The following is an 18,531-nucleotide window of genomic DNA, read 5'->3' as shown; positions in this document are numbered from 1 at the left end:
CTTAAACGGAATCAACCCGTCTCCCTGCGGTAATCCTTGGGAGCCATCCCCATGTATTTATGGAACACGATGGTGAAATGCACCTGGCTTTTGAAGCCGACGAGCTCGGCCACCTCATAAATCTTGTAAGTGGGATCCTTCAGCAGCTCTTTTGCCTTCTCGATCCGCACTTCATTGAGATAGTCGAACAGCCCACGGCCCACCTCCTGCTTGAAGATCCGGCTGACATAATTCGGGCTCGCCTGCAGCAGATCGCCAAGCCCTTTCAGGGAGATCGCCTCCTGGTAGCTCGTCTCCAGATATTGCAGGATCCGCCTCACCAGCGGATTATACTCCCTGGCCGGACCGGTAATCTTGGCTTTGAGCCGCCGGTTGATCAGCCCGTGGTAATAAGCCGACATGTCCGCGAACGATTCGAGCTCCTCTGTCCGGTCCGCAGTCCCCGCATCCGTCTCCCCTTCCTGGAGCATGAACAACAGCCCCTCATACGTCATCCGGACTTCCCGGCCGGTGAGACACTCATACTGCTCGACCAGCGCCTCCCACTCCTGCAAGCTTCCGGCGAGCAGGTCGTACTTCTCTTCGCGGATCCCGCTCTTCATCGCCGCGGTACAGGCCTGGATGCGCTCGTACGCCTCCTCCTGACCGGCAGGCTGCGGGCGGTAATAGAACAGGGGCTCACCCGGGTGATAGAACCGCTGGTCGAGGGCCTGGCGTGCCTGCGAAAGAGCCTGCGCCGTCCCCCGCAGCGAGTGGAACGGCTCGCTGAGGCCGAACACCGTATCGATGTTCAGGAACTGCTTCAGCGAAGAGTGGATCTGGATCACCGTATCGTTCACATAGGTGAATGCAGCATGGACGCTCTTCGACTCGCTGTAGCCGATCACGACAGCATACAGATTCTCCTCGACCTGAACGAATTCCGCCTGCTTCTCATGGGAGAGGAGCTCCCCCATCAGGTGACGGATCGTATTCGGTAGAATCGCCGGACTTTCCTTCGTGTAGCGTCTAAGCACATCGGCATACTGTTTCACGGTGAACAGCACCACGTGTAGGTTCCCTTCCGAGATGCCTGTTATTGCGGCATACTCGGTCTGTCCGGTCAGCAGCGCTCGCAGGGCTGCTTCCTTTTCCGGTCCGGCAGCCGCCGGCTCCCTGAAGTCAACTCTTCCGCCCGAAGGCAACGTTAGTTCTGCTTGCAGCCCGCTCAATACCTTCATGACTTCACCGATCTCCATGCTCGGCTTGTGAAAATAATCTACGGCCCCCAGTTTCATCGCCTGCTTCACATGAAGGAAGTCGTCGAAGGAGCTGAGCACAATCACCTTCGACCGTAGACCCCGGGTCTTCATCTCAGTCAGAACTTCGATCCCGTCCTTTTTCGGCATCTTGATATCGAGCAGCACCACGTCCGGCTGCAGTTCCTCCATCAGACGCAACGCCTCTTCTCCGTCGGCCGCCTCACCGGCGATCTCCATACCGGCCTCCTGCCATCCGATGGACGATTTGATACCCACCCGAACGAGAGGCTCGTCATCCACTACGATGATTCTCATGGTTCTCTCCTCCCTCCTCTTCCTGACCGCGGATCAGCGGTACGACGACCTCCGCCGTCGTGCCCCCGCCCGGTCTGCTTGTGATGTTCAATCCGTACTCCCCGCCAAAATGCAGCCCGATCCGTTTGCGGATATTGCTTACCCCAATACCGTTCAGCTGCTCTCCTGCCGTTTGAGCGATGCCGTCCTCCTGGCCCGGCTCAAGCCCCTTACCATTATCTTCCACAAGCATGTGCAGACACCCTTCCTTCGCGAAGATCCGGACAGCCAGTCGTCCCATGTGGGTGTTGCCGTCGAACCCGTGGAATACCGCATTTTCGATAAGCGGCTGCAGGAGGAACTTCAGCGTGGAACAGGCCATGACGTCCGGCTCTACGTCTAGTTCCACATCGAATTTATTGAAATACCGGAACTGCAGAATCTTCGTATAGCTGCGGATGAACGACACTTCCTCCTCCACTGTAACGAAGTCCCGCTCGGTCTTCGCCGTAAACCGGATCACGGCTGAGAACGCGGTCAGTGCGTCTTCGATGCCTGAGGCGCCCTGAATCTTGGCCATCCACTTGATGGCATTCAGCGTATTATACATAAAATGGGGATGAATCTGCGACTGCAGGGCCAAGAGCTCCAGCTGCCGCTTCTCCTCTTCGTCGTCGTAAATCTTCCGGATCAGCCTCCGGATCTCCCCAAGCATATGGTCGATCGTAATTCCGATCTTGCCGACCTCCCCCTGGTGAATATCAATTGTCACATCCAGATGTCCCTGCGATACCAACTTCATCTTCTTCTGCAGGTGCAGCAGCGGCCGGGTAATACCAGTGGCGATATAGACGGAGGCCCCGATCGATAAAGTCAGCAGCACGAGCAGCGAGATCGTGATCGTCCGGACGATGGTGTCCACGAAGCCGAACAGCTCGTTCTTCGGGATGATCGTAATCGCTTTCCAGCCCGAGATCTCTGAGCCAAACGAGATAAAATATTCCTCCGCATTCTGCGTCGCCTCCGGCGTCTCCCCTTTGATCACCACAAAGTCGTCGCCAAGCCGCTCTGCCGCGGAATGGCCGATCTCATCGCTGTTCGGGCTGTAGATGATCCGATCGTTCTCGTCCACGAGATAGAACCGCGTGTTCTCGGTGAACCGGATATCGCTCCATAAGGACCGCAGTTGGTCTACGCCGATGTTCAGGAGAATCAGTCCGAGGGCTTCTTTCGTATACGGATCGACGATCGCCCGCCCAACCGAGACCACCGGCTTGCGGTCATAGGACATCAGCCGATCGGGATGGACGCCGATCAGAACATGCTGTCCGTTCTTCGCGATGACCGATTGCACGAACGGCTCCCGGTAGAATTCTTGTTCCAGATAGTTGTGATTCATATAATCGTCATTGCTGCGGCCGAGCACGATCCCACCCCCGCTTTGGTAGATCACGACGGAATCAAGCAGATCGGAGTATAGCCGGATGCTGTTCTTCACAATATCGCCGGCCGTATCGTAATCCTGCTGCCTCTCATACAGCGGATAGATGGCGGCATCATAGTCCTTATGCATCATGAGCAGTAGCGTCTGGTTCTGCACGGGGTACATCGAAAGCCGTAGCAGCGGGCCCAGCGAGGTATCGATATTGCGGATAATCTGCCTGTTGTTTTCGAGGGCGGTATCCAATATCATACTCCGATTCGAATCGACGTACAGCCAGGACAGTGTCCCGCCGATGGTCACGAAGGGAATGATGATGAACGCGGAGAACGCCAGAATCAGCTTCTCTCTCAGTGTGGATTGGCGAAGGCGTTCCTGGATCAATTCCTTAATCCTTATCATACTAATCAACTCGCTCTGCAAGAATGAATGGTCCGTATGCTTCTAACTATAAACCGAAGAGGTCCGGAGATCTATTGCATTTTATGGAAAGGACCTGGCCGCAGGCTGGGAAAAGCACTCAGGAAACCTTAAGAATACCGCAGCCATTGGAGGAAAGGATGCGGCTTTCAGTTGTGACGAATCGATCAATCGTACGCTTGATTAAATGAGGCGCAATTGTAGGTAAGCCCGGATTCACATATACACTTCTTACGCATAGAGGAATAAGACCAGAACGACCGCGAGGGGCACCGGAGTCCAGGAGAATCTTCAAGTCGTTTCGTATCGCATCCGAAAACGCTCATACTTGTCGTCCCTCAAATGGAAGTAGCTGCAGAGCACCACGCTGCCCCCAGCTCCTTACCAGCTCCAGGCCCCGAACATCACGGTCAAAGCCGGCAGGCGTGAAGCGGGTACCGCGCAGGCTCAGCCGTAGCCCCTTCGCCGTTATGCGAATCTTGGCTATCTCTACAAACATGATCTGAAGGAGTCCCATCAGAAAGGAGGAGAACTTGTTGAACTGCTCTAGACTCTTCCGCATGGTTGTCCGCCGATACAGGAAGAACGCGATCGCCGCGCGCACCCGCTCGCGGGAAATTCCATGTGATCCCTTGCCGTGCTGGGTTCTAAAGTGCACCTGCTTCGGGGAAACGGACTCAACGAGATTGATCCTCCCAAGTCCAGTCTCTACTGTGCCGGAAGCAAACCTCTTAAAAAAACGTCGTTCCCACTCTCTTGCTTTTACGTCAAAATGATTCATACACTAACTCCTTTTGTCGGGTGAGCCCTCGTGGCAAACACGGAGCCACTGGCTGCACCTCTTATTCGATTTGGGCAAAGAAAAAAGCCCAAATCGAATGTTCAATCCCTCGGAAGGGCATTCACACATGCTGAAATAGGCATGTGCCTTGAACGCTCGATTTGAGCTGAGCTTTTTAAAACCTGGCAGGGGCAATCAACATAAGAAATAGATAAACACATTATACTCATTGTTCGATAAAGAATCTATACCGATATTTGTCAATTAGGGTCCTTCAGACGCAATTCTCCATTTGTTGTATGGTATCATAGATGTATAGAAAATCTTACGCCGGAAGGACACACCACCATGAAAAAACTGATCCCTTGGGCCCTTCTCATAACCCTCTGCCCCCTTTCTTCTGTTTTGCTGCAGACATACCTGGGAGGGGCCCGGGGCACATTCAGGATACCGCCGGCATGTTCCGCCGGCCGCTGCAAAGCGTGTATGCCGTTGTATTTCTGGATGCCATTCATTTCAAAGTCAAGCAGGACGGCGCGATGATCAACAAGACAGCATATATGGTGATTGGCATCGATCTGGACGGTAACAAGGACGTACTGGGCATGTGGATCGGTGAGAAGTTCTGGCTCAGTGTCCTGAGTGAACTCAAAAACCGTGGCGTCCAAGATATCCTGATCACGTGTGTGGATAACCTCAGCGGCTTCAGCCAAGCGATATCCGCATGTTATCCGAAGACAGAGATTCAAATGTGTATTATTCATCAAATCCGAAACTCCACACGGTAAGTCTCCTACAAGGACCTGAAAAAAGTAACGGCAGACCTAAAGCCCGTGTACAAAGCGGCAACAGTGGAAGCTGCTGAGTTTGAACTTAAACGGTTTGAGGAAGCGTGGGAAAGCAAGTATCCACTCATTATTCAATCATGGAGAACCAGTTGGGACGAGCTGACAATATTCTTTAAATATCCACCCGAACTTCGAAAGCTCATCTATACGACGTATATGATTGAGAGCAACTGCGCAAGGTAACAAAGGGAAAGAGCATCTTCCCAAGCGATGAAGCTCTTTTGAAGATGCTGTATTTGGCCACGATGGATGTTACACGCAAGTGGACAGGAAGGGTACAAAATTGGGGACAAATCCTTCTTCAATTATCCATACTGTACCCGGAGCGCATTGAACAGCGCCTGCGCTAGCTCCCCCCACACACACAAAATAAGGGGTTAGATCTACTCAGAATTTGGCTTGTTGTATTTCCAAACGTGCGGTTCCATATTTGAGTTTACACAAAATATTTGACAGACCTGGCAAGCAAGCCACGAACTGTTCGCATTGTCTATAGAAGATGCACCTATTCGGACAATTCCACTCCGCATAGGTGCTTTTTTTACATTTCGAACATACGCATATATTTGTTTAATGTATCGGAAAGCTCACTAAGATCTTTCGCCTGCTGGGCAAGTACTTCGATGCTGGTCAAATAACCTTTGGCCATATTCGTCATTTCCTGAGCGCTGGCGGCCGTTTCTTCAGAAGTGGCTGAAATGCTCTGAATGAAATCGACCAAACTCTCGTTGTTGGCTTGAACGGTCTTGCTGTTCGCGAGAATATCCTCGACCTTTCTAGTAAGCGTAGCTAAATTATCCGAAATGTGTACGAAAATATCCCGGGTGCTGCTAACATTCCGGTCATTCTCTTCGACGATGCGCAAATTGAATTTCATCTCGGTTACGGCCATTTCCGACTTGCTGCGAATCGTATCGACCTTGTGCTGAATTTCCTCCGTCGATTTGGCAGTTTGCTCGGCCAGCTTGCGAATCTCCCCCGCGACGACAGCGAAGCCTCTACCTGCTTCTCCGGCTCTTGCCGATTCGATGGATGCGTTTAGCGCCAGTAAATTCGTTTGATTGGCGATCTGATGAATGGTGTTGACGATGCTGTTGATTTCGGTTGAGCTGCGGTCCATTTCAACGACAATACTCTCAACATTTCTCGAAGCACGCTTGTTTTCTTCAGAGGAAGCGGTGAGATCGTTAATGATCGAAAGACCGTTATGGCTTAACTCATTTGTTCGATGGACCATAGAGCCGATCTCCGACGTTCTGCTTAAAATATTACCCATGCCGAGAGCCAGATCCGTCACTTGATCGGAGCCGCGCTCCGTTTCATAAGCCTGTTCTTCGCTGGCTTTCGCAATATTATAGATCGACTGGTCCAGCTCCGAAGTCGCGGCCATGTTGTTTTTCGATACATGATTCAACTTGTCGGAAGCACTGCCAATATCATTGGAAGCTTGATTGATTGAGTTGAAAATCTCTCTAAGCGAGTTTCGCATTGTGCCGATCGCCAGCGTGATTCTGCCGATTTCGTCGGAACGCTTCGCCAGTTTTTCGAAAGTAGCGTCATATTTAAGGTCTAACGTGCTCGTTTTGCGAATCAATACGACCAAATTGTCGAGCGGACTAAACGTTCTTTCGTAAATCAACAACATCGTAATAATAAACGCTACGAGACCGATAACCGATATGATGCCTTGGTACATTAAGATATTGTTAATCGTTTGGCTAATTCCGTTTACGGGGATGCCGATGTCCATAGCGCCATAAAGAGTACCGTCCTTATATATTGGCGTCATAATGTCATAAGTCCACACTTTTTGAACGTCTGCGTAAAATTTACTCGTTTTCACGGCCCCGTTCTTGGCTCCGTCAAGTGTATAGGCATCGTCCTTATATACTTTGCCGATTTTCTGAGAATCGCTATGTGCGATTGCCGTCACATTCGTGTCAATGACAACGGCATAAGCCAAGTTGGCTTGCTTAACCTTATCTTCCACAAAAGCCTGCAGATTTTTCGCGGGATCGGTCCCGCCTTGCAAAATGAGCTCGGCCTGCGCGGCGATTTCCTTGTCCAAGTCTACAGCCTTGCTGATCAGCACCTTGTTCATGTTGTTATTGATCGAATAGATAGTTGCACCCGTAGTGGCGGATAGCAGAATGAGCAGCATAATCAGCGTTATGACAACGACTTTATTTTTCAGTTTGCTAGATTTGGTGGATAGCTGTTTTCCCATAGACTCACCTCATAGATTTAAGTAGTTCTTTGCAGTGCTTTAAATAATACAGTAACCTTGTCTATCGGCTGCGAGAAGGCAAGCAGCACGCTTCCGTCACTTTTGGAAATGATCGCATCACTGATAAACGAACTGCCCTTCATTGCTTCGGTGAAATACTCGCGGTCCGCTCGCGATTGTCCAATATTCTCTTGATTTGTTCCTGCCACAATCGTCCCCTTGGCATCGATCACCAAAAACGACTTGCTCCCTCTGGAGCCCTGAAAGCTCTTCACCAGTGTATCATTGCCCCGCGTATAGAGCGGATTGTTGGCGGAGAAAAAATCGGCATCCGTCAGGCTTCCCGGAGCTCAAGCAGTTCACGGGACGTGTTGTGGGATGACAACAAATAAGCGGCCTGCTCCTGCAACTGCAGTGCAGTCCATAACCCTCCTGCGATTCAGTCCGAGCGTGTCTGCCCACCCATAACTGTACACTCCTCCGATAGGTAAATTTACTTTACCTATAAATGTATATCGGAGAAACCGGCAGGCGTTTGAAGTGGTTATTTTATACTAGCTTGGCTTGCCCTCTCTTCGGAAGCTCTGCCGCAGAAGTGCTGAGCCTCCCCTCAATTTCTCTATCCCGCAATGACATTGTTCGTATCTCATTAATTGCCCATTCTCGTACGTACACCTAGACACCCATCCAGTTCGCCGACATTATTAAATTGCAGGCCATATTCCACATCTCCGATGTATACCAAATACTCTTCGTCAAACCTAAACTCATGTACGCGTTTTACTCGGAGCAGCTTTCCGTCTTGATCAAACCCGTATTCGTACGAGTAACCCCCCAGTTCGGGTACCTTCTTTTTGTACAGCCTGCCTCTTTTCAATCCGCCAATAATTAGCTCCTATACAGGGCTGGACAGTAAAAGCCGCGGTGGATCGCTTCTCCGCCTTTGGAATAAGAAAGCCTTACAATGCTCCTGTGCAGCAACGCGCAGATGAGGGAGTTTGTCTGCATACTCGTGTTTAATTGGATTAACTGCGAATAATACTTACGAGTCTGGACGGATCGATTCGGTCTGATGCTTTGATTTGTGACTTTGCATCCTCTGCCCATTCATCGAATTCCGCCATCATCCATCAATGCATCTCCTGCGCTGCACCACAGAGTAAGGAAGTTAATCCGTTCTTTCATGGTAATGAACAAGTGTCTGTATTGAATTTCAAATTAATCTAGTTTACTAATTGGAATTTTAAAGTAAACTAATCCAAAAATTATTAATCCAAGGCTCACTAACGATGCCAAAAGAGGTTTCGAATAATGGAGACGTATAACAGAAAGAGCCAAATACCAAAACGCAACTGACCACCAAATGCTCCACCCATTGTGATAGGTCAAGAATTTTGCAAAACCAACGAAAGCTTCTGTCAATGACAAGATAACAACCCAGAATGTGATGTACAGAAACTGTTGAATAAACCCTGATCTATAACGATAAAAAGTAAGAAAAAGTAAGCAAATAGGAGGTAAAACAGAAAAATTTATCCGATGTTCATGTAATGTACGATTTGGAAAGAGGAATGCGCCGTGAAATTTCCATAATGGATGATTATGCTGTAGAGTAAAAATCACTAAACTTACAACGACTGTGAAAAGGGTGGATGGGTAATATTTCCTCCAGTTTCTCCAGTCCCCAAAACGCCATGCTGCAATTAGCCATACTATTGAAAGGATTAATGGCATGTAGGGGCGTACGATGGTTAACATAAGCATCTCCACAAAAAGGAATTTTTTTACTAGTATTAGCTTCTGGCATTAGTTTGTATTCGTTAATAAGAAACTTTGAGGCAAGAGAAGATTATATTTTTCGCAAATTACGACGAAATTGTTCGTGTTCAACTAAACTGCCCCGTTAACGTAATGAAGCTGCCGATCTGGGCCGGCAGCGGGTCTGTAAAATAAAATGTGTAACCTCTTAAACCGGAGAAAAAATGGAAATACTGAATTCCATATAAACCAACCGGACCGGAGGAACTGCACATGACTCAAAGTAAGTTTTGGACCAAGCAAGATCTGCGTTCTTTTGTAAAAGAACACAATTTCACTTCCCCTGAGCAAATCCAGATCACCTTAAAAGAATTGTTCAAAGATGTACTTCAGGAAGCATTGGAAGCTGAACTGGATACGCAGCTCGGCTATGACAGGCACGACGTGAAGAACAAACAGACCCAGAACAGCCGCAATGGCTATACCAAGAAAACGGTGACCTCGGAATACGGCGATGTGGAGATTCAGGTGCCCCGTGACCGGCTTGGAGAGTTTAACCCCATTGTGGTCACGAAGCATCAAACAAACGTTACCGGCATCGAGGATCAAATCATTGCCCTGTATGCCAAGGGAGTAAGTACAAGGGACATCCAGGATCACCTGGAGCATCTGTATGGCGTTGAAGTCTCTCCCACCCTCATCTCCAATGTCACCAATAAAATTGTTCCCCTAATCAAGGAGTGGCAAAACAGGCCGCTGCAAAGCGTCTATACGGTTGTCTTTTTGGACGCCATTCATTTTAAAGTCAAGCAGGACGGGCATATTGTGAACAAAGCGGCCTATATGGTCATTGGCATTGATCTGGACGGAAACAAAGACGTGCTTGGCATCTGGATTGGCGAGAACGAAACCGCGAAGTTTTGGCTCAGTGTGCTAAATGAGCTTAAAAACCGTGGGGTTCAAGATATACTTATCACTTGTGTCGACAATCTGTCGGGATTTTCTCAAGCCATAGCCGCCAGTTTCCCGCAAACGGAGATCCAAAAGTGTATCATTCACCAGATCCGTAACTCTATTCGCTACGTTTCCTACAAAGACGTAAAGAAGGTTACAGCAGACCTCAAGCCGATCTACAAAGCACCGACCGAGGAAGCCGCGCAGCTGGAGATGGACAAATTTGAGGAAACGTGGGGCGAGAAATATCCGCTTATTGTGAAGTCCTGGCGGCAGAACTGGGATGAGCTTACGACCTTCTTTAGGTATCCAGCCGAACTGCGAAGGCTGATTTACACCACAAACATGATTGAGAGTTATCACCGGCAGCTGCGCAAAGTGACCAAAGGAAAAAGCACCTTTCCCACCGACGAATCGTTGCTGAAGATGCTGTATCTCTCCACCATGGATGTACTGAAAAAGTGGACCGGCCGCATGCAGAATTGGGGGCAGATTTTGCTGCAATTGACCGTGTACTACCCCGAGCGTGTCCAAGTACGCTAAAAGCAGCTTTACTTGGAGAGGTGGGCATGGTAGGCTGATCGCCGGCGCGAGGAGGCTTCCAGCCAACTCGGCCACTCGCGATATTCCATGCCCACAGAGGCTCTAAGTCAAGCTGCGGAACAACCCTTAACTAGAATCGGCGTTAAAAGGTTACACAAAATTCTAGACAGACTCGTTATTAACTGCAATCCCCTCTACTTTGCCTTCTTGGCAAGGTGGAGGGCGATTTTCTTTATGTCCGTCCGAGAAGCGTTCTAGCTGGTTGCCGATCCATGATCCTGCACCCCGATTATCTGCATTAGGTATATATTCAACACTCGACCCCACTCCACCCTCGGCGCACATCATAGGCCGCTCTTCCCGATCGTAGCCTTTCTTCGTGGAATACCTTTCAGCGATTCTTTCCGGTTTTCTCCGCTCCTTCCCGATCAATCGTAGTACACGCAACGGATTCACCTTCAGCAACAGCTTTCCGATTATGCTTCACCGTCTCTCGATACCGGTCCGCCGGCAAGATCATCGTGTAGTCCACGCCCTTCGGCTGCAGGTTATCCATGTCGTTTATAACTCGCTCGGAGTACAAAGACATGAGAAATAAATGCAGCATCTTCATTGTTCTTTTGGCTCCATCCCTATTATTCATCATTAAAATTCAGAAATCCTACCACAATTATAACATGTACAGCTTAGGACCCATTGATAACGGCTATAGATTGATACTTCTTATAGCTGAGTCTTTTTTCAACAAAAAGCACTCTTCCCACTAAAGAAAAAGTGCCCCCCGTGCATTATGTAAGTTCAATATTCGTAATAGAGGAGAAGTGGATCCGCATGAGGCCTCGGTCTTCTGTAACCAGAACAATCATCCTGGTCATTGGGTCTATCTTATCAATATGCCCCGCGGCCGTGCGGATTCGCTTGCTCTCATAATATGATATACGCAGCTCCCTGCCGTTCTCCTGCGCTTCAGCCAGCTTTTCATCGAATTCCTCAAATCTTTGTTCATCCAGCACCGGCTGTTTCACGTCGTTATGCGACTCGTACATCTTCGCAAGCATTTTCTTCTGCTCGGGCATATAGAATCCAGCCCACTTGATGCGTCCACGGTCTCGTATCATGCTTTATGACCTCCAATTAGACCAGATCTCTTCAGACTCGTTGCCTCAGGATTCAAGCTGCGTGCCCGGAAAATGGCTCGCGTGCCAAATCGATTCCTTATCGAGTCCATAACATAACCGATCTCCCGCTCCTTGCTGTTATCCTCGAACAAATCCAGCTGAACAGTTGTGTCATCCTGCAGGTTGGTCAACGACACATGTACGTTACGAACGGACCGGCCGTGGTAATTCTGTTTGAAGATATCTTTGCAAACCTCATAAATCTTCGCCGTGACATTCGTGGCTACATCGATCGTGCGGGCGCGGCTGAATCCCCCTCCCCCTTCATCCTGGCTATACCCGATGCCAAGGGAAATCGTCCGGCCGGCCATCTTCACGTTCCGCATACGCCGTGTGACCTCCTCGATCTGGTCAAAGATCACCGTAAGCACTTCATCCCCCATGTAATCTCGCATTAGGGTGATTCCTGATCCTACGCCTTTTGTACCAACTCATTGCGATGCAGCTGTGGCCGATGATACGGGTCACTCAGATCGATACCGTGTGCGTGATTGTGGAGTTGATCTCCCATAATACCAAACCGTTTACGAAGCCTCTCGACAGGCATTCTGGCCAGATCTCCCAGGTTGTAGGCGCCCATGCAGTTCAGATTACGCTCCATACGGGAGCCAATTCCCCAGACGCTACGGAGCGGGGTGCCCCAGAGCTTCTCTGCAAAATCATGATATGACACTTCTGCTAAAAATCCTGTCTCCGAATTATTCTTAGCCAATACGTCGAGACAGACCTTCGCTTGAAAATAATTTTCGCCGACTCCGACCGCTACGACCAACCCACCAAGCTCTACTGCGATGCGATCTTGTATCATTCTTGCCGCCTGAAGATTGGTTCCATACATACCTGAATCGTAGCAAAAAAAGCTCTCATCAACGCTGTACTGGTACACACATTCAGGCGGGGCAAGCTGATGGAGAACTCAAGGTACGTAGACATGCTTGCTTCAACGACATGAATTCTGGGATCCCTGGGTACTTCATAATATCGAGATCCCGTCTTTATCCCGAAATTTTTTTTCATTGGTGGACTGGCAGCTAACACAACCGACCCACTTCGACTGGCATCTCCGATGACCACCAGAAATGTTTCAAGCGGCGGTAATCCCCTCCGGATACATTCAACGCTGGCATAAAAACTCTTTGAATCAATACAGAAGACCGGTACTCTTGGAAATGAACTGGTATCATACTTCATGCTGCATGGGTCACCCCCAATACGGAACATTTGTTCTCACTAGAAATATACCCATTATAAGGCGAATATATGTTCCCTACAATGAATAAATTTTTCCTTGTATGGCTTCACTGAACCCCCATCTTTAATGAGTGCTGCATAAAAAGCCTATCATCCGTCATTGATGACAAGGCTTCCATTTGAACATGTCAACAGAGCAGGCCATCAACCAGAGGCCAAGCGCAGACATGGCGGCGGAGTGCGACATCTCCGAACGACAGCTTTACCGCTGGCACAAGCTAAACTCCCAGGGGTAACAAAAAAGGAGCACGCTTATGCGGCTCCCCTTTTTGTTTTTGTTATGCTATATAGTTCTCTCACGATTATGATCAGGCTCCAAATGACCATAATCACGCCGATGGTCAAAAGTACTCTTGCAAGAGCACCACCTGGATCATCCATACCGAGGGTCATTCCAATCTCGTAAAGTAGAAACGGTTGTACTGGTGGCGTGAACATGAGTGCAAACCCGCTGAAAAAGGCAACTACGGCAACGATGAAACGACGGTCCACTTATATTCCCTCCCTTATGCCGTTTAGAATATATTAACAGTTGGATTTAAAACGTACAACAGAGGATATTACTTACAATCTCTATATAGCGCTCTCCTTTTACAATACGAGCGTGGGCTGTGAATACGATTTATCTGCGATGACACAAGTGAATGGACAACAAAAGACCATCCGATAAGATGGTCGTTAAAGTCTTCTCTCCATACCAAAGGGGGTAAATGAATCAATTCAAGTACCGCTATTAGAACCGGCACAGGCAATTTCGGAAAACGACTCGTATCAATCCAAACCATACCTTGATTCGCCAGGCTATCCCAGTGACTCATATCCAGGTCAGGCATGATCCGCTTCGGATGAGCAATTCTCCAGAAACCAAAGTACTCTCCAAGCGCCATGAGACGAAGAGCAGCATCCTGCTTTCCGAGGATCTCCCCTAGCTCCACATAAGTCAAACCATTCATCCGGGGAATATCGGATCGGGATAGGTTGTACATTAAATCTTTGGACAATCTTTCCGCATGCTCTTTCAGGATCAGTATCGTGAAAAAGTGAACATCGACTGCATCATAATAATCGCGGAATGTTTGTCTTATCGTTGAACTAAAAGGTATGGCAGCCCGAATAGCTTCCCTAGGTACAGAAATCGTCGTCTCTTCAACAATCTGATTAATCTTCTCGATGTGTCCAGTCATGTTCGTTCCCTATCCCCTTTTGATGGATTGCTGAAGTCTGATTTCATTAACGCCATGCTTGTTGGCTTAGAGCGACTTCACTTCGGCTACGGAACTTGGTTCAAGGTAAAATGCTATGTACAAAAGGCCTCAAACTTAGGCGAACGCAGCTTGCCGTCCTTTGTGAAACACTGAAACTTCACAGTGCAGCTGATGACCGGGTCAACAAAGATCCAGTCCTTGTTTTCGCCGCGGGTTATTTGCTTGGCGATTTTGATAAATGCTTTTCGCTCCGCGGCCGGCGGCGGAAACTCCAGCACGCCTACGTACTTCCCGCCGATCGACAGCCCCCATCCAAACTCACTGCGCTTCATAGAGCTTACCTGAACCGTCGCATACTGATATGCCTTTACCTTTTCCCATACATTCTTGGGGCGGGCATCGAGCGAATAAGATGAGTCGGGTCGGTACTGAACAACCCCCTCCAAACCAAGCTCCTTCGCCCTGGCAAAGAGCTGCTCTCCATCCTCATAAAGAGGGGTTACGGATACGATGTCACCAGGCCCTACGATGTTCTTCAGATGCTCTCTACGCTCGAGGAAGGTCTTCTTCAATAGCGGTACACCGTCTAAGAATAAAATGTCCCAGACAGGAAAATGGGCCCGCATTGTCTGGGCTGCCTTTTTCACAGCAGCCTCCTTCTTGGTGTGGAAGCGGGCCATGGCATCATCCCACCATGCCTTTGGCGGCTGGCCGGGCGTTTGATTGAGCAGGTCAAAGCATATGCATTCGCCATCCAGGATCGCTGAACGGCAGTTGAGTTTTAACTGAGATAGTTCCGGGAAGAAGCTTGCCGTGATTTCATTACCTTCACGTGTGAAGGCGCGCGTCCTCCCTTCGTTATAATGAATTATTGCGCGAAATCCGTCCCACTTCAAACTCGCCGGCCAGTCCGGCTTTAGGGTATGGGACGGCTGCAGCAACATTGGTTTTAATGGTTGATTTAACATGGACATCGTCCTCCATGTTCACCATATCACGGCAGCCACATCCCAAGGACATATGGAATGGCTGGAAACGAACGATCAACCATCCCTACAATTCCTCGTCATACCTAAACACTTGATCGTCACCACATTTTTCAATGCATCGTTTTAAAGCAATACCCTCTTGGTGCCAGAATCTTCTCCGTTTTTTGATCAGGGGTGTGCTAATCACAAGGAGCAGACCAACGGCCCATTCCATATAAATGACGCCGATCCCGTACGCCGGAGTCAAAGTGTTGTAGAGAATTACGCCGGCGAGAAATGCATACAACAGCCAATTGCTGCATATCTCCCCGATTGAAAAAGTACACCAAAACTGCCTGGGCCGCGAAGCCCGGAAGCATATAACCTAACCACTTTAATATTAGTATAAGATCCTTCATATATCTCCTACCTGCGGGCCCCCTCAAGCATTATTTTTCGTAGCAGCGGAGCATCCCACCATCTTGTTTCCACTGCGTGATAAAGCCAAAAGGGAGAGCATCTGTCCCCTCCCGCTCTCCCTTTATTTCAACTTTGCAAGCCGATCCGCAGCCAATTTATAACCACGGTCTGCGGCAAACTCGTATGTTCCTTCGCCTTGACCATATCACCGGTTGTTTCATAAATCACCCCGAGCTCATAGGCCGGGAGAGTGCTTCCTGCCCCCCGTACTCCATCATACCGATCAGTTTCACCGATCTCCAGGCATGCCTGAAAGCATCTCTCGATCAGCGGGTAGTAGTTCATGTTTTTCTCAATATCGCTGTACACCAGCTCCCGGTAAAAATGACCGCAGGCAAGATAGAAATCAGGATACTCGTACAGGTAGCGCTCCTCCTGCTCGATGATCTTCAGGCCTGCCTCAAAGTTTTTACTCGCTAGGGTATTGTAGAGAAAGTCCACGATCGCCAGCGGATAAAAAGCTTCATCTCCCTGCAGGAGGTTATAGCACTGCGTGAAGATCTCGTCCGCCTTGTCATACTCACCGATTAGCCGGTACTCCTTGGCCAGCTGGAACTTGAAATACGGATCTTCCGGATGCTCCTCGACCGCTTGCTGCAGTAACGCCAAGTTGCGCTTGGATTTATCCTTCTGGAAGTACCCAGCAACAGGCCGATCTGCTTGCTCCCAGCTCGGTCTCCTGCTTCATGCGCTTGGTTCGGTTCGGTTCGGTTTATATACAAGCTTCTCGGCTATCTGAAAAATGTGTATTCCTTAGGCGCGCATTCTACCACTTGCTTGTTAAGCTTACGTTTATTGGCGTTGGCTTTGAGATGGGTAGAGTCCGTGATGAGCACGCGGCCAGCTACCATCCGATGTTCCATAGCCACACGAACGACATGGTCGAAGAGCCCTTGGAATACTTCTTTGCCCTCAAAGCGATAATTCCGGTTCCAGCTGATCGTGCTGTGGTCCAGTGCTTTTTGGAGAGACCAAGGCACAGAAACCAGCGGTAGGCAATATTCAGGTTGATTTCCTGTTCCAACCGTCGCTCCGAACGGATTCCGTAAAGATACCCGATGAGCAGCATTTTAAAAAGCATAACAGGATCGATGGAAGGACGGCCTTTTGAATGGCTGTAATACGGGCGAACAAGCTCTGTAATAAAGGAAAAGTCGATATGTTTTTGGATATGCCGCAGCAGATGATTGTCCGGCACCATATGCTCAATACAGATAAGCTCATAGTCCCAATTGAGGATCAGGCTGATAAGTATATAACAAGAGGAACACCCGCTTCAGTCTGAGCTGCTCGTAAGCAACCTTCTTGCCTGATATGTCCCGCGGAGGTGCCACTGCAGCCGCGGTATTGGTTATGGATCAGTATTGGATGCTATAAATATATCATGGTTCCCGTCAATTGGACGGCCATCTATCGGTCATTTTCCGGTCAGAAATCGGCCACATTTTGACTGCTAATTTACCGATGTATTATGCCGATAAGTTAAATGTACGGGATTTTTCAAAAAGAACATAGGAAAAGAGGCTTTTTTTTTATGAAAACCCATTAGATTACAGTAGGCTTGAACAATTAATTCAAGCAGATGAATATTCTTAGAACATAGGATTATAGAAATTCCGTTAGTAATGTGTTGATAATATGGAGGGGAACTTAATGAGAAAACAGCTGAAAATTGTACTTGCGCTGGCATGTTTATTGATGTTTACGGGATGTTCAGCTTCCATAACGTCACAAGAAACAACCAAGATCACACTTCTAAATTCCAAAACCGAGATAACTACTCAATTAGAAGAAGTAGCGAAACAATACAATCAAGAGCATCCTGGAGTAACCTTAGAAATAATAACCGCCCCGGAGGGTACGTCTGCATATCAAAAGCTTATGTCGATGTACGGCTCAGGGAGCGCGGCAACCATGTCGATGCTTGATCCAGGGGACACACAGCAGTTCCTGGATCAAGCTGTTGATTTAAGTAAAGAAAAATGGGTGGCTGAAACGATTGACAATGGACTTGATGCTGTTAAGAAAAACGAAGCTGTACTCGGCTTTCCATTTGCAGTTGAAGGCTACGGATTAATATACAATAAGAAGGTGCTCGACAAGGCTGTTGGGGGTTCTTTCGATGCTTCATCGGTAAAAAGTAGAAGCAGCCTAAACTTATTAATGACTAAGATCAAGAAGACAGGTGTAGAACCAGTCTTGCTTTCTACGATGGATTGGTCACTCGGCTCTCATCTTTTAACTGTATCTTATTCTGTTCAACCCGGGGGTTTTTCAAACTTTGTTAAGGATATGCAGAATAAATCCATAGATATGTCTCAAAATGATGTGATGTCCGGGTGGGTACAAACCTTAGATCTGCTCAAAGATAACAACATCAATAAGAATTCGCCTCTGGAAAATATCGATGGAACCAAGGCTTTGGGAGAGGGAAAAGTAGGGCTTTGGTTTATGGGCAACTGGGCCTGGGCTGGAATCAAGAGCAATGATACAGGAAATGGGGAATATGGTTTCTTGCCTCTTCCGTTAAACGATAATACGGATGATCCTATTAATTCAAAGATTACAGTTGGAGTAACAAAGTATATATTCATCGACTCAAAAACCACCACTGCTAAACAGCAAGAGGAAGCCAAGAAGTTTCTTAATTGGCTCGTTTTCGAAAAATCCGGACAAGAGTTCCTAGTCAACAAGGCCAGTATTATACCTGCGTTCAAGAACATTTCCTTACAGCCTGTCGATCCTTTGGGGAAATCAATCAAGGCGTATATCTCGGAAGGAAAGACCTTGCCGTTTATGACAACTCTTCCTCCTGATCATTGGGCCATCACTGGTGCATCTATCCAAAGCTACATCAGCGGGAAAATAGATTCGGCTGAGTTGTTACGTCAAATACGCATTTACTGGAAAGCCCAACAATGACATCGGGACCAGGTATAGGA

At 48.4% G+C, this 18,531-nt stretch carries 16 protein-coding genes and 3 pseudogenes; 3 read left to right on the top strand and 16 right to left on the bottom strand.

Annotated features, from left to right (window positions below):
* Nucleotides 1-11: 11 nt before the first annotated feature.
* The 3 genes from ACP26L_RS12370 to ACP26L_RS12360 form a co-directional block, all read right to left on the bottom strand.
* Nucleotides 12-1,556, bottom strand: a complete 1,545-nt coding sequence (locus ACP26L_RS12370; RefSeq protein ID WP_426452813.1) for a response regulator transcription factor — start codon at nucleotides 1,554-1,556, stop codon at nucleotides 12-14.
* Nucleotides 1,534-3,378 carry a cache domain-containing sensor histidine kinase gene (locus ACP26L_RS12365; RefSeq protein WP_426452812.1) on the bottom strand — a complete coding sequence of 615 codons (1,845 nt, stop codon included), beginning with the start codon at nucleotides 3,376-3,378 and terminating at the stop codon, nucleotides 1,534-1,536. The genes ACP26L_RS12370 and ACP26L_RS12365 overlap by 23 nt, the downstream gene beginning before the upstream one ends.
* Before the next feature lie 340 nt (nucleotides 3,379-3,718).
* Entirely contained in the window at nucleotides 3,719-4,177 is a 459-nt protein-coding gene (locus ACP26L_RS12360; RefSeq protein ID WP_426452811.1) for a hypothetical protein, read from the bottom strand.
* Between the two features lie 467 nt (nucleotides 4,178-4,644).
* Between ACP26L_RS12360 and ACP26L_RS12355 the strand changes: the two are divergent.
* Nucleotides 4,645-5,375: pseudogene (locus tag ACP26L_RS12355) on the top strand (IS256 family transposase); the annotation flags it as partial.
* Between the two features lie 191 nt (nucleotides 5,376-5,566).
* Here the strand turns inward: ACP26L_RS12355 and ACP26L_RS12350 are convergent.
* The 3 genes from ACP26L_RS12350 to ACP26L_RS12340 form a co-directional block, all read right to left on the bottom strand.
* Nucleotides 5,567-7,252 carry a methyl-accepting chemotaxis protein gene (locus tag ACP26L_RS12350; protein WP_426452810.1) on the bottom strand — a complete coding sequence of 562 codons (1,686 nt, stop codon included), beginning with the start codon at nucleotides 7,250-7,252 and terminating at the stop codon, nucleotides 5,567-5,569.
* Between the two features lie 17 nt (nucleotides 7,253-7,269).
* Nucleotides 7,270-7,485, bottom strand: coding sequence for a PDC sensor domain-containing protein (locus tag ACP26L_RS12345; RefSeq protein ID WP_426452809.1), 216 nt, complete (start codon nucleotides 7,483-7,485; stop codon nucleotides 7,270-7,272).
* A 985-nt stretch (nucleotides 7,486-8,470) separates the two neighbouring features.
* Nucleotides 8,471-9,010: a CBO0543 family protein gene (locus ACP26L_RS12340; RefSeq protein WP_426452808.1), complete on the bottom strand. Its 540-nt coding sequence runs from the start codon at nucleotides 9,008-9,010 to the stop codon at nucleotides 8,471-8,473.
* Nucleotides 9,011-9,283: 273 nt separating this feature from the next.
* Here ACP26L_RS12340 and ACP26L_RS12335 point away from each other — a divergent pair, with 273 nt between their 5' ends.
* Nucleotides 9,284-10,507 carry an IS256 family transposase gene (locus tag ACP26L_RS12335; RefSeq protein WP_426452807.1) on the top strand — a complete coding sequence of 408 codons (1,224 nt, stop codon included), beginning with the start codon at nucleotides 9,284-9,286 and terminating at the stop codon, nucleotides 10,505-10,507.
* A gap of 162 nt (nucleotides 10,508-10,669) precedes the next feature.
* Here ACP26L_RS12335 and ACP26L_RS12330 read toward each other — a convergent pair.
* The 10 genes and pseudogenes from ACP26L_RS12330 to ACP26L_RS12285 form a co-directional block, all read right to left on the bottom strand.
* Nucleotides 10,670-11,096, bottom strand: a pseudogene (locus tag ACP26L_RS12330) (DNA-entry nuclease).
* 199 nt (nucleotides 11,097-11,295) lie between these two features.
* Nucleotides 11,296-11,625, bottom strand: coding sequence for a YolD-like family protein (locus ACP26L_RS12325; RefSeq protein ID WP_426452806.1), 330 nt, complete (start codon nucleotides 11,623-11,625; stop codon nucleotides 11,296-11,298).
* Nucleotides 11,622-12,068, bottom strand: a complete 447-nt coding sequence (locus ACP26L_RS12320; RefSeq protein ID WP_426452805.1) for a DNA polymerase — start codon at nucleotides 12,066-12,068, stop codon at nucleotides 11,622-11,624. The genes ACP26L_RS12325 and ACP26L_RS12320 overlap by 4 nt, the downstream gene beginning before the upstream one ends.
* A gap of 29 nt (nucleotides 12,069-12,097) precedes the next feature.
* The gene (locus tag ACP26L_RS12315) at nucleotides 12,098-12,571 is read right to left on the bottom strand and encodes a DNA polymerase thumb domain-containing protein (protein WP_426452804.1); all 474 of its coding nucleotides are present in this window, start codon (nucleotides 12,569-12,571) and stop codon (nucleotides 12,098-12,100) included.
* On the bottom strand, nucleotides 12,490-12,876 hold the full coding sequence (locus ACP26L_RS12310; RefSeq protein ID WP_426452803.1) for a hypothetical protein: 387 nt from the start codon (nucleotides 12,874-12,876) through the stop codon (nucleotides 12,490-12,492). Before ACP26L_RS12310 ends, ACP26L_RS12315 begins: the two co-directional genes overlap by 82 nt.
* A gap of 312 nt (nucleotides 12,877-13,188) precedes the next feature.
* Nucleotides 13,189-13,428 carry a hypothetical protein gene (locus ACP26L_RS12305; RefSeq protein WP_426452802.1) on the bottom strand — a complete coding sequence of 80 codons (240 nt, stop codon included), beginning with the start codon at nucleotides 13,426-13,428 and terminating at the stop codon, nucleotides 13,189-13,191.
* A 68-nt stretch (nucleotides 13,429-13,496) separates the two neighbouring features.
* Nucleotides 13,497-14,120, bottom strand: coding sequence for a hypothetical protein (locus ACP26L_RS12300; RefSeq protein WP_426452801.1), 624 nt, complete (start codon nucleotides 14,118-14,120; stop codon nucleotides 13,497-13,499).
* A gap of 113 nt (nucleotides 14,121-14,233) precedes the next feature.
* Nucleotides 14,234-15,109 (bottom strand): DNA ligase, encoded by an 876-nt coding sequence (locus ACP26L_RS12295; RefSeq protein WP_426452800.1) that lies wholly within the window; start codon nucleotides 15,107-15,109, stop codon nucleotides 14,234-14,236.
* 546 nt (nucleotides 15,110-15,655) lie between these two features.
* Nucleotides 15,656-16,198 carry a tetratricopeptide repeat protein gene (locus tag ACP26L_RS12290; RefSeq protein ID WP_426452799.1) on the bottom strand — a complete coding sequence of 181 codons (543 nt, stop codon included), beginning with the start codon at nucleotides 16,196-16,198 and terminating at the stop codon, nucleotides 15,656-15,658.
* Between the two features lie 176 nt (nucleotides 16,199-16,374).
* Nucleotides 16,375-16,851 (bottom strand): annotated as a pseudogene (locus ACP26L_RS12285) (transposase); the annotation flags it as partial.
* A gap of 391 nt (nucleotides 16,852-17,242) precedes the next feature.
* On the opposite strand from ACP26L_RS12285, the gene ACP26L_RS12280 reads away from it, so the two are divergent.
* Nucleotides 17,243-18,511: an ABC transporter substrate-binding protein gene (locus ACP26L_RS12280; protein WP_426452798.1), complete on the top strand. Its 1,269-nt coding sequence runs from the start codon at nucleotides 17,243-17,245 to the stop codon at nucleotides 18,509-18,511.
* Nucleotides 18,512-18,531: the final 20 nt, after the last annotated feature.

The sequence above is a fragment of the Paenibacillus sp. S-38 genome (assembly GCF_049942825.1).
Classification (GTDB): Bacteria; Bacillota; Bacilli; order Paenibacillales; family NBRC-103111; genus Paenibacillus_G.
Note: the sequence above shows the minus strand (reverse complement) of the source record. Positions and strands in the feature narration are given on the sequence as shown.

Coding starts and splice junctions, on each gene's coding strand:
- ACP26L_RS12370 (WP_426452813.1), bottom strand. CDS start 1,556: ATGAGAATCATCGTAGTGGATGACGAGCCTCTCGTTCGGGTGGGTATC.
- ACP26L_RS12365 (WP_426452812.1), bottom strand. CDS start 3,378: ATGATAAGGATTAAGGAATTGATCCAGGAACGCCTTCGCCAATCCACA.
- ACP26L_RS12360 (WP_426452811.1), bottom strand. CDS start 4,177: ATGAATCATTTTGACGTAAAAGCAAGAGAGTGGGAACGACGTTTTTTT.
- ACP26L_RS12350 (WP_426452810.1), bottom strand. CDS start 7,252: ATGGGAAAACAGCTATCCACCAAATCTAGCAAACTGAAAAATAAAGTC.
- ACP26L_RS12340 (WP_426452808.1), bottom strand. CDS start 9,010: ATGTTAACCATCGTACGCCCCTACATGCCATTAATCCTTTCAATAGTA.
- ACP26L_RS12335 (WP_426452807.1), top strand. CDS start 9,284: ATGACTCAAAGTAAGTTTTGGACCAAGCAAGATCTGCGTTCTTTTGTA.
- ACP26L_RS12325 (WP_426452806.1), bottom strand. CDS start 11,625: ATGATACGAGACCGTGGACGCATCAAGTGGGCTGGATTCTATATGCCC.
- ACP26L_RS12320 (WP_426452805.1), bottom strand. CDS start 12,068: ATGGGGGATGAAGTGCTTACGGTGATCTTTGACCAGATCGAGGAGGTC.
- ACP26L_RS12310 (WP_426452803.1), bottom strand. CDS start 12,876: ATGAAGTATGATACCAGTTCATTTCCAAGAGTACCGGTCTTCTGTATT.
- ACP26L_RS12300 (WP_426452801.1), bottom strand. CDS start 14,120: ATGACTGGACACATCGAGAAGATTAATCAGATTGTTGAAGAGACGACG.
- ACP26L_RS12295 (WP_426452800.1), bottom strand. CDS start 15,109: ATGTTAAATCAACCATTAAAACCAATGTTGCTGCAGCCGTCCCATACC.
- ACP26L_RS12280 (WP_426452798.1), top strand. CDS start 17,243: ATGAGAAAACAGCTGAAAATTGTACTTGCGCTGGCATGTTTATTGATG.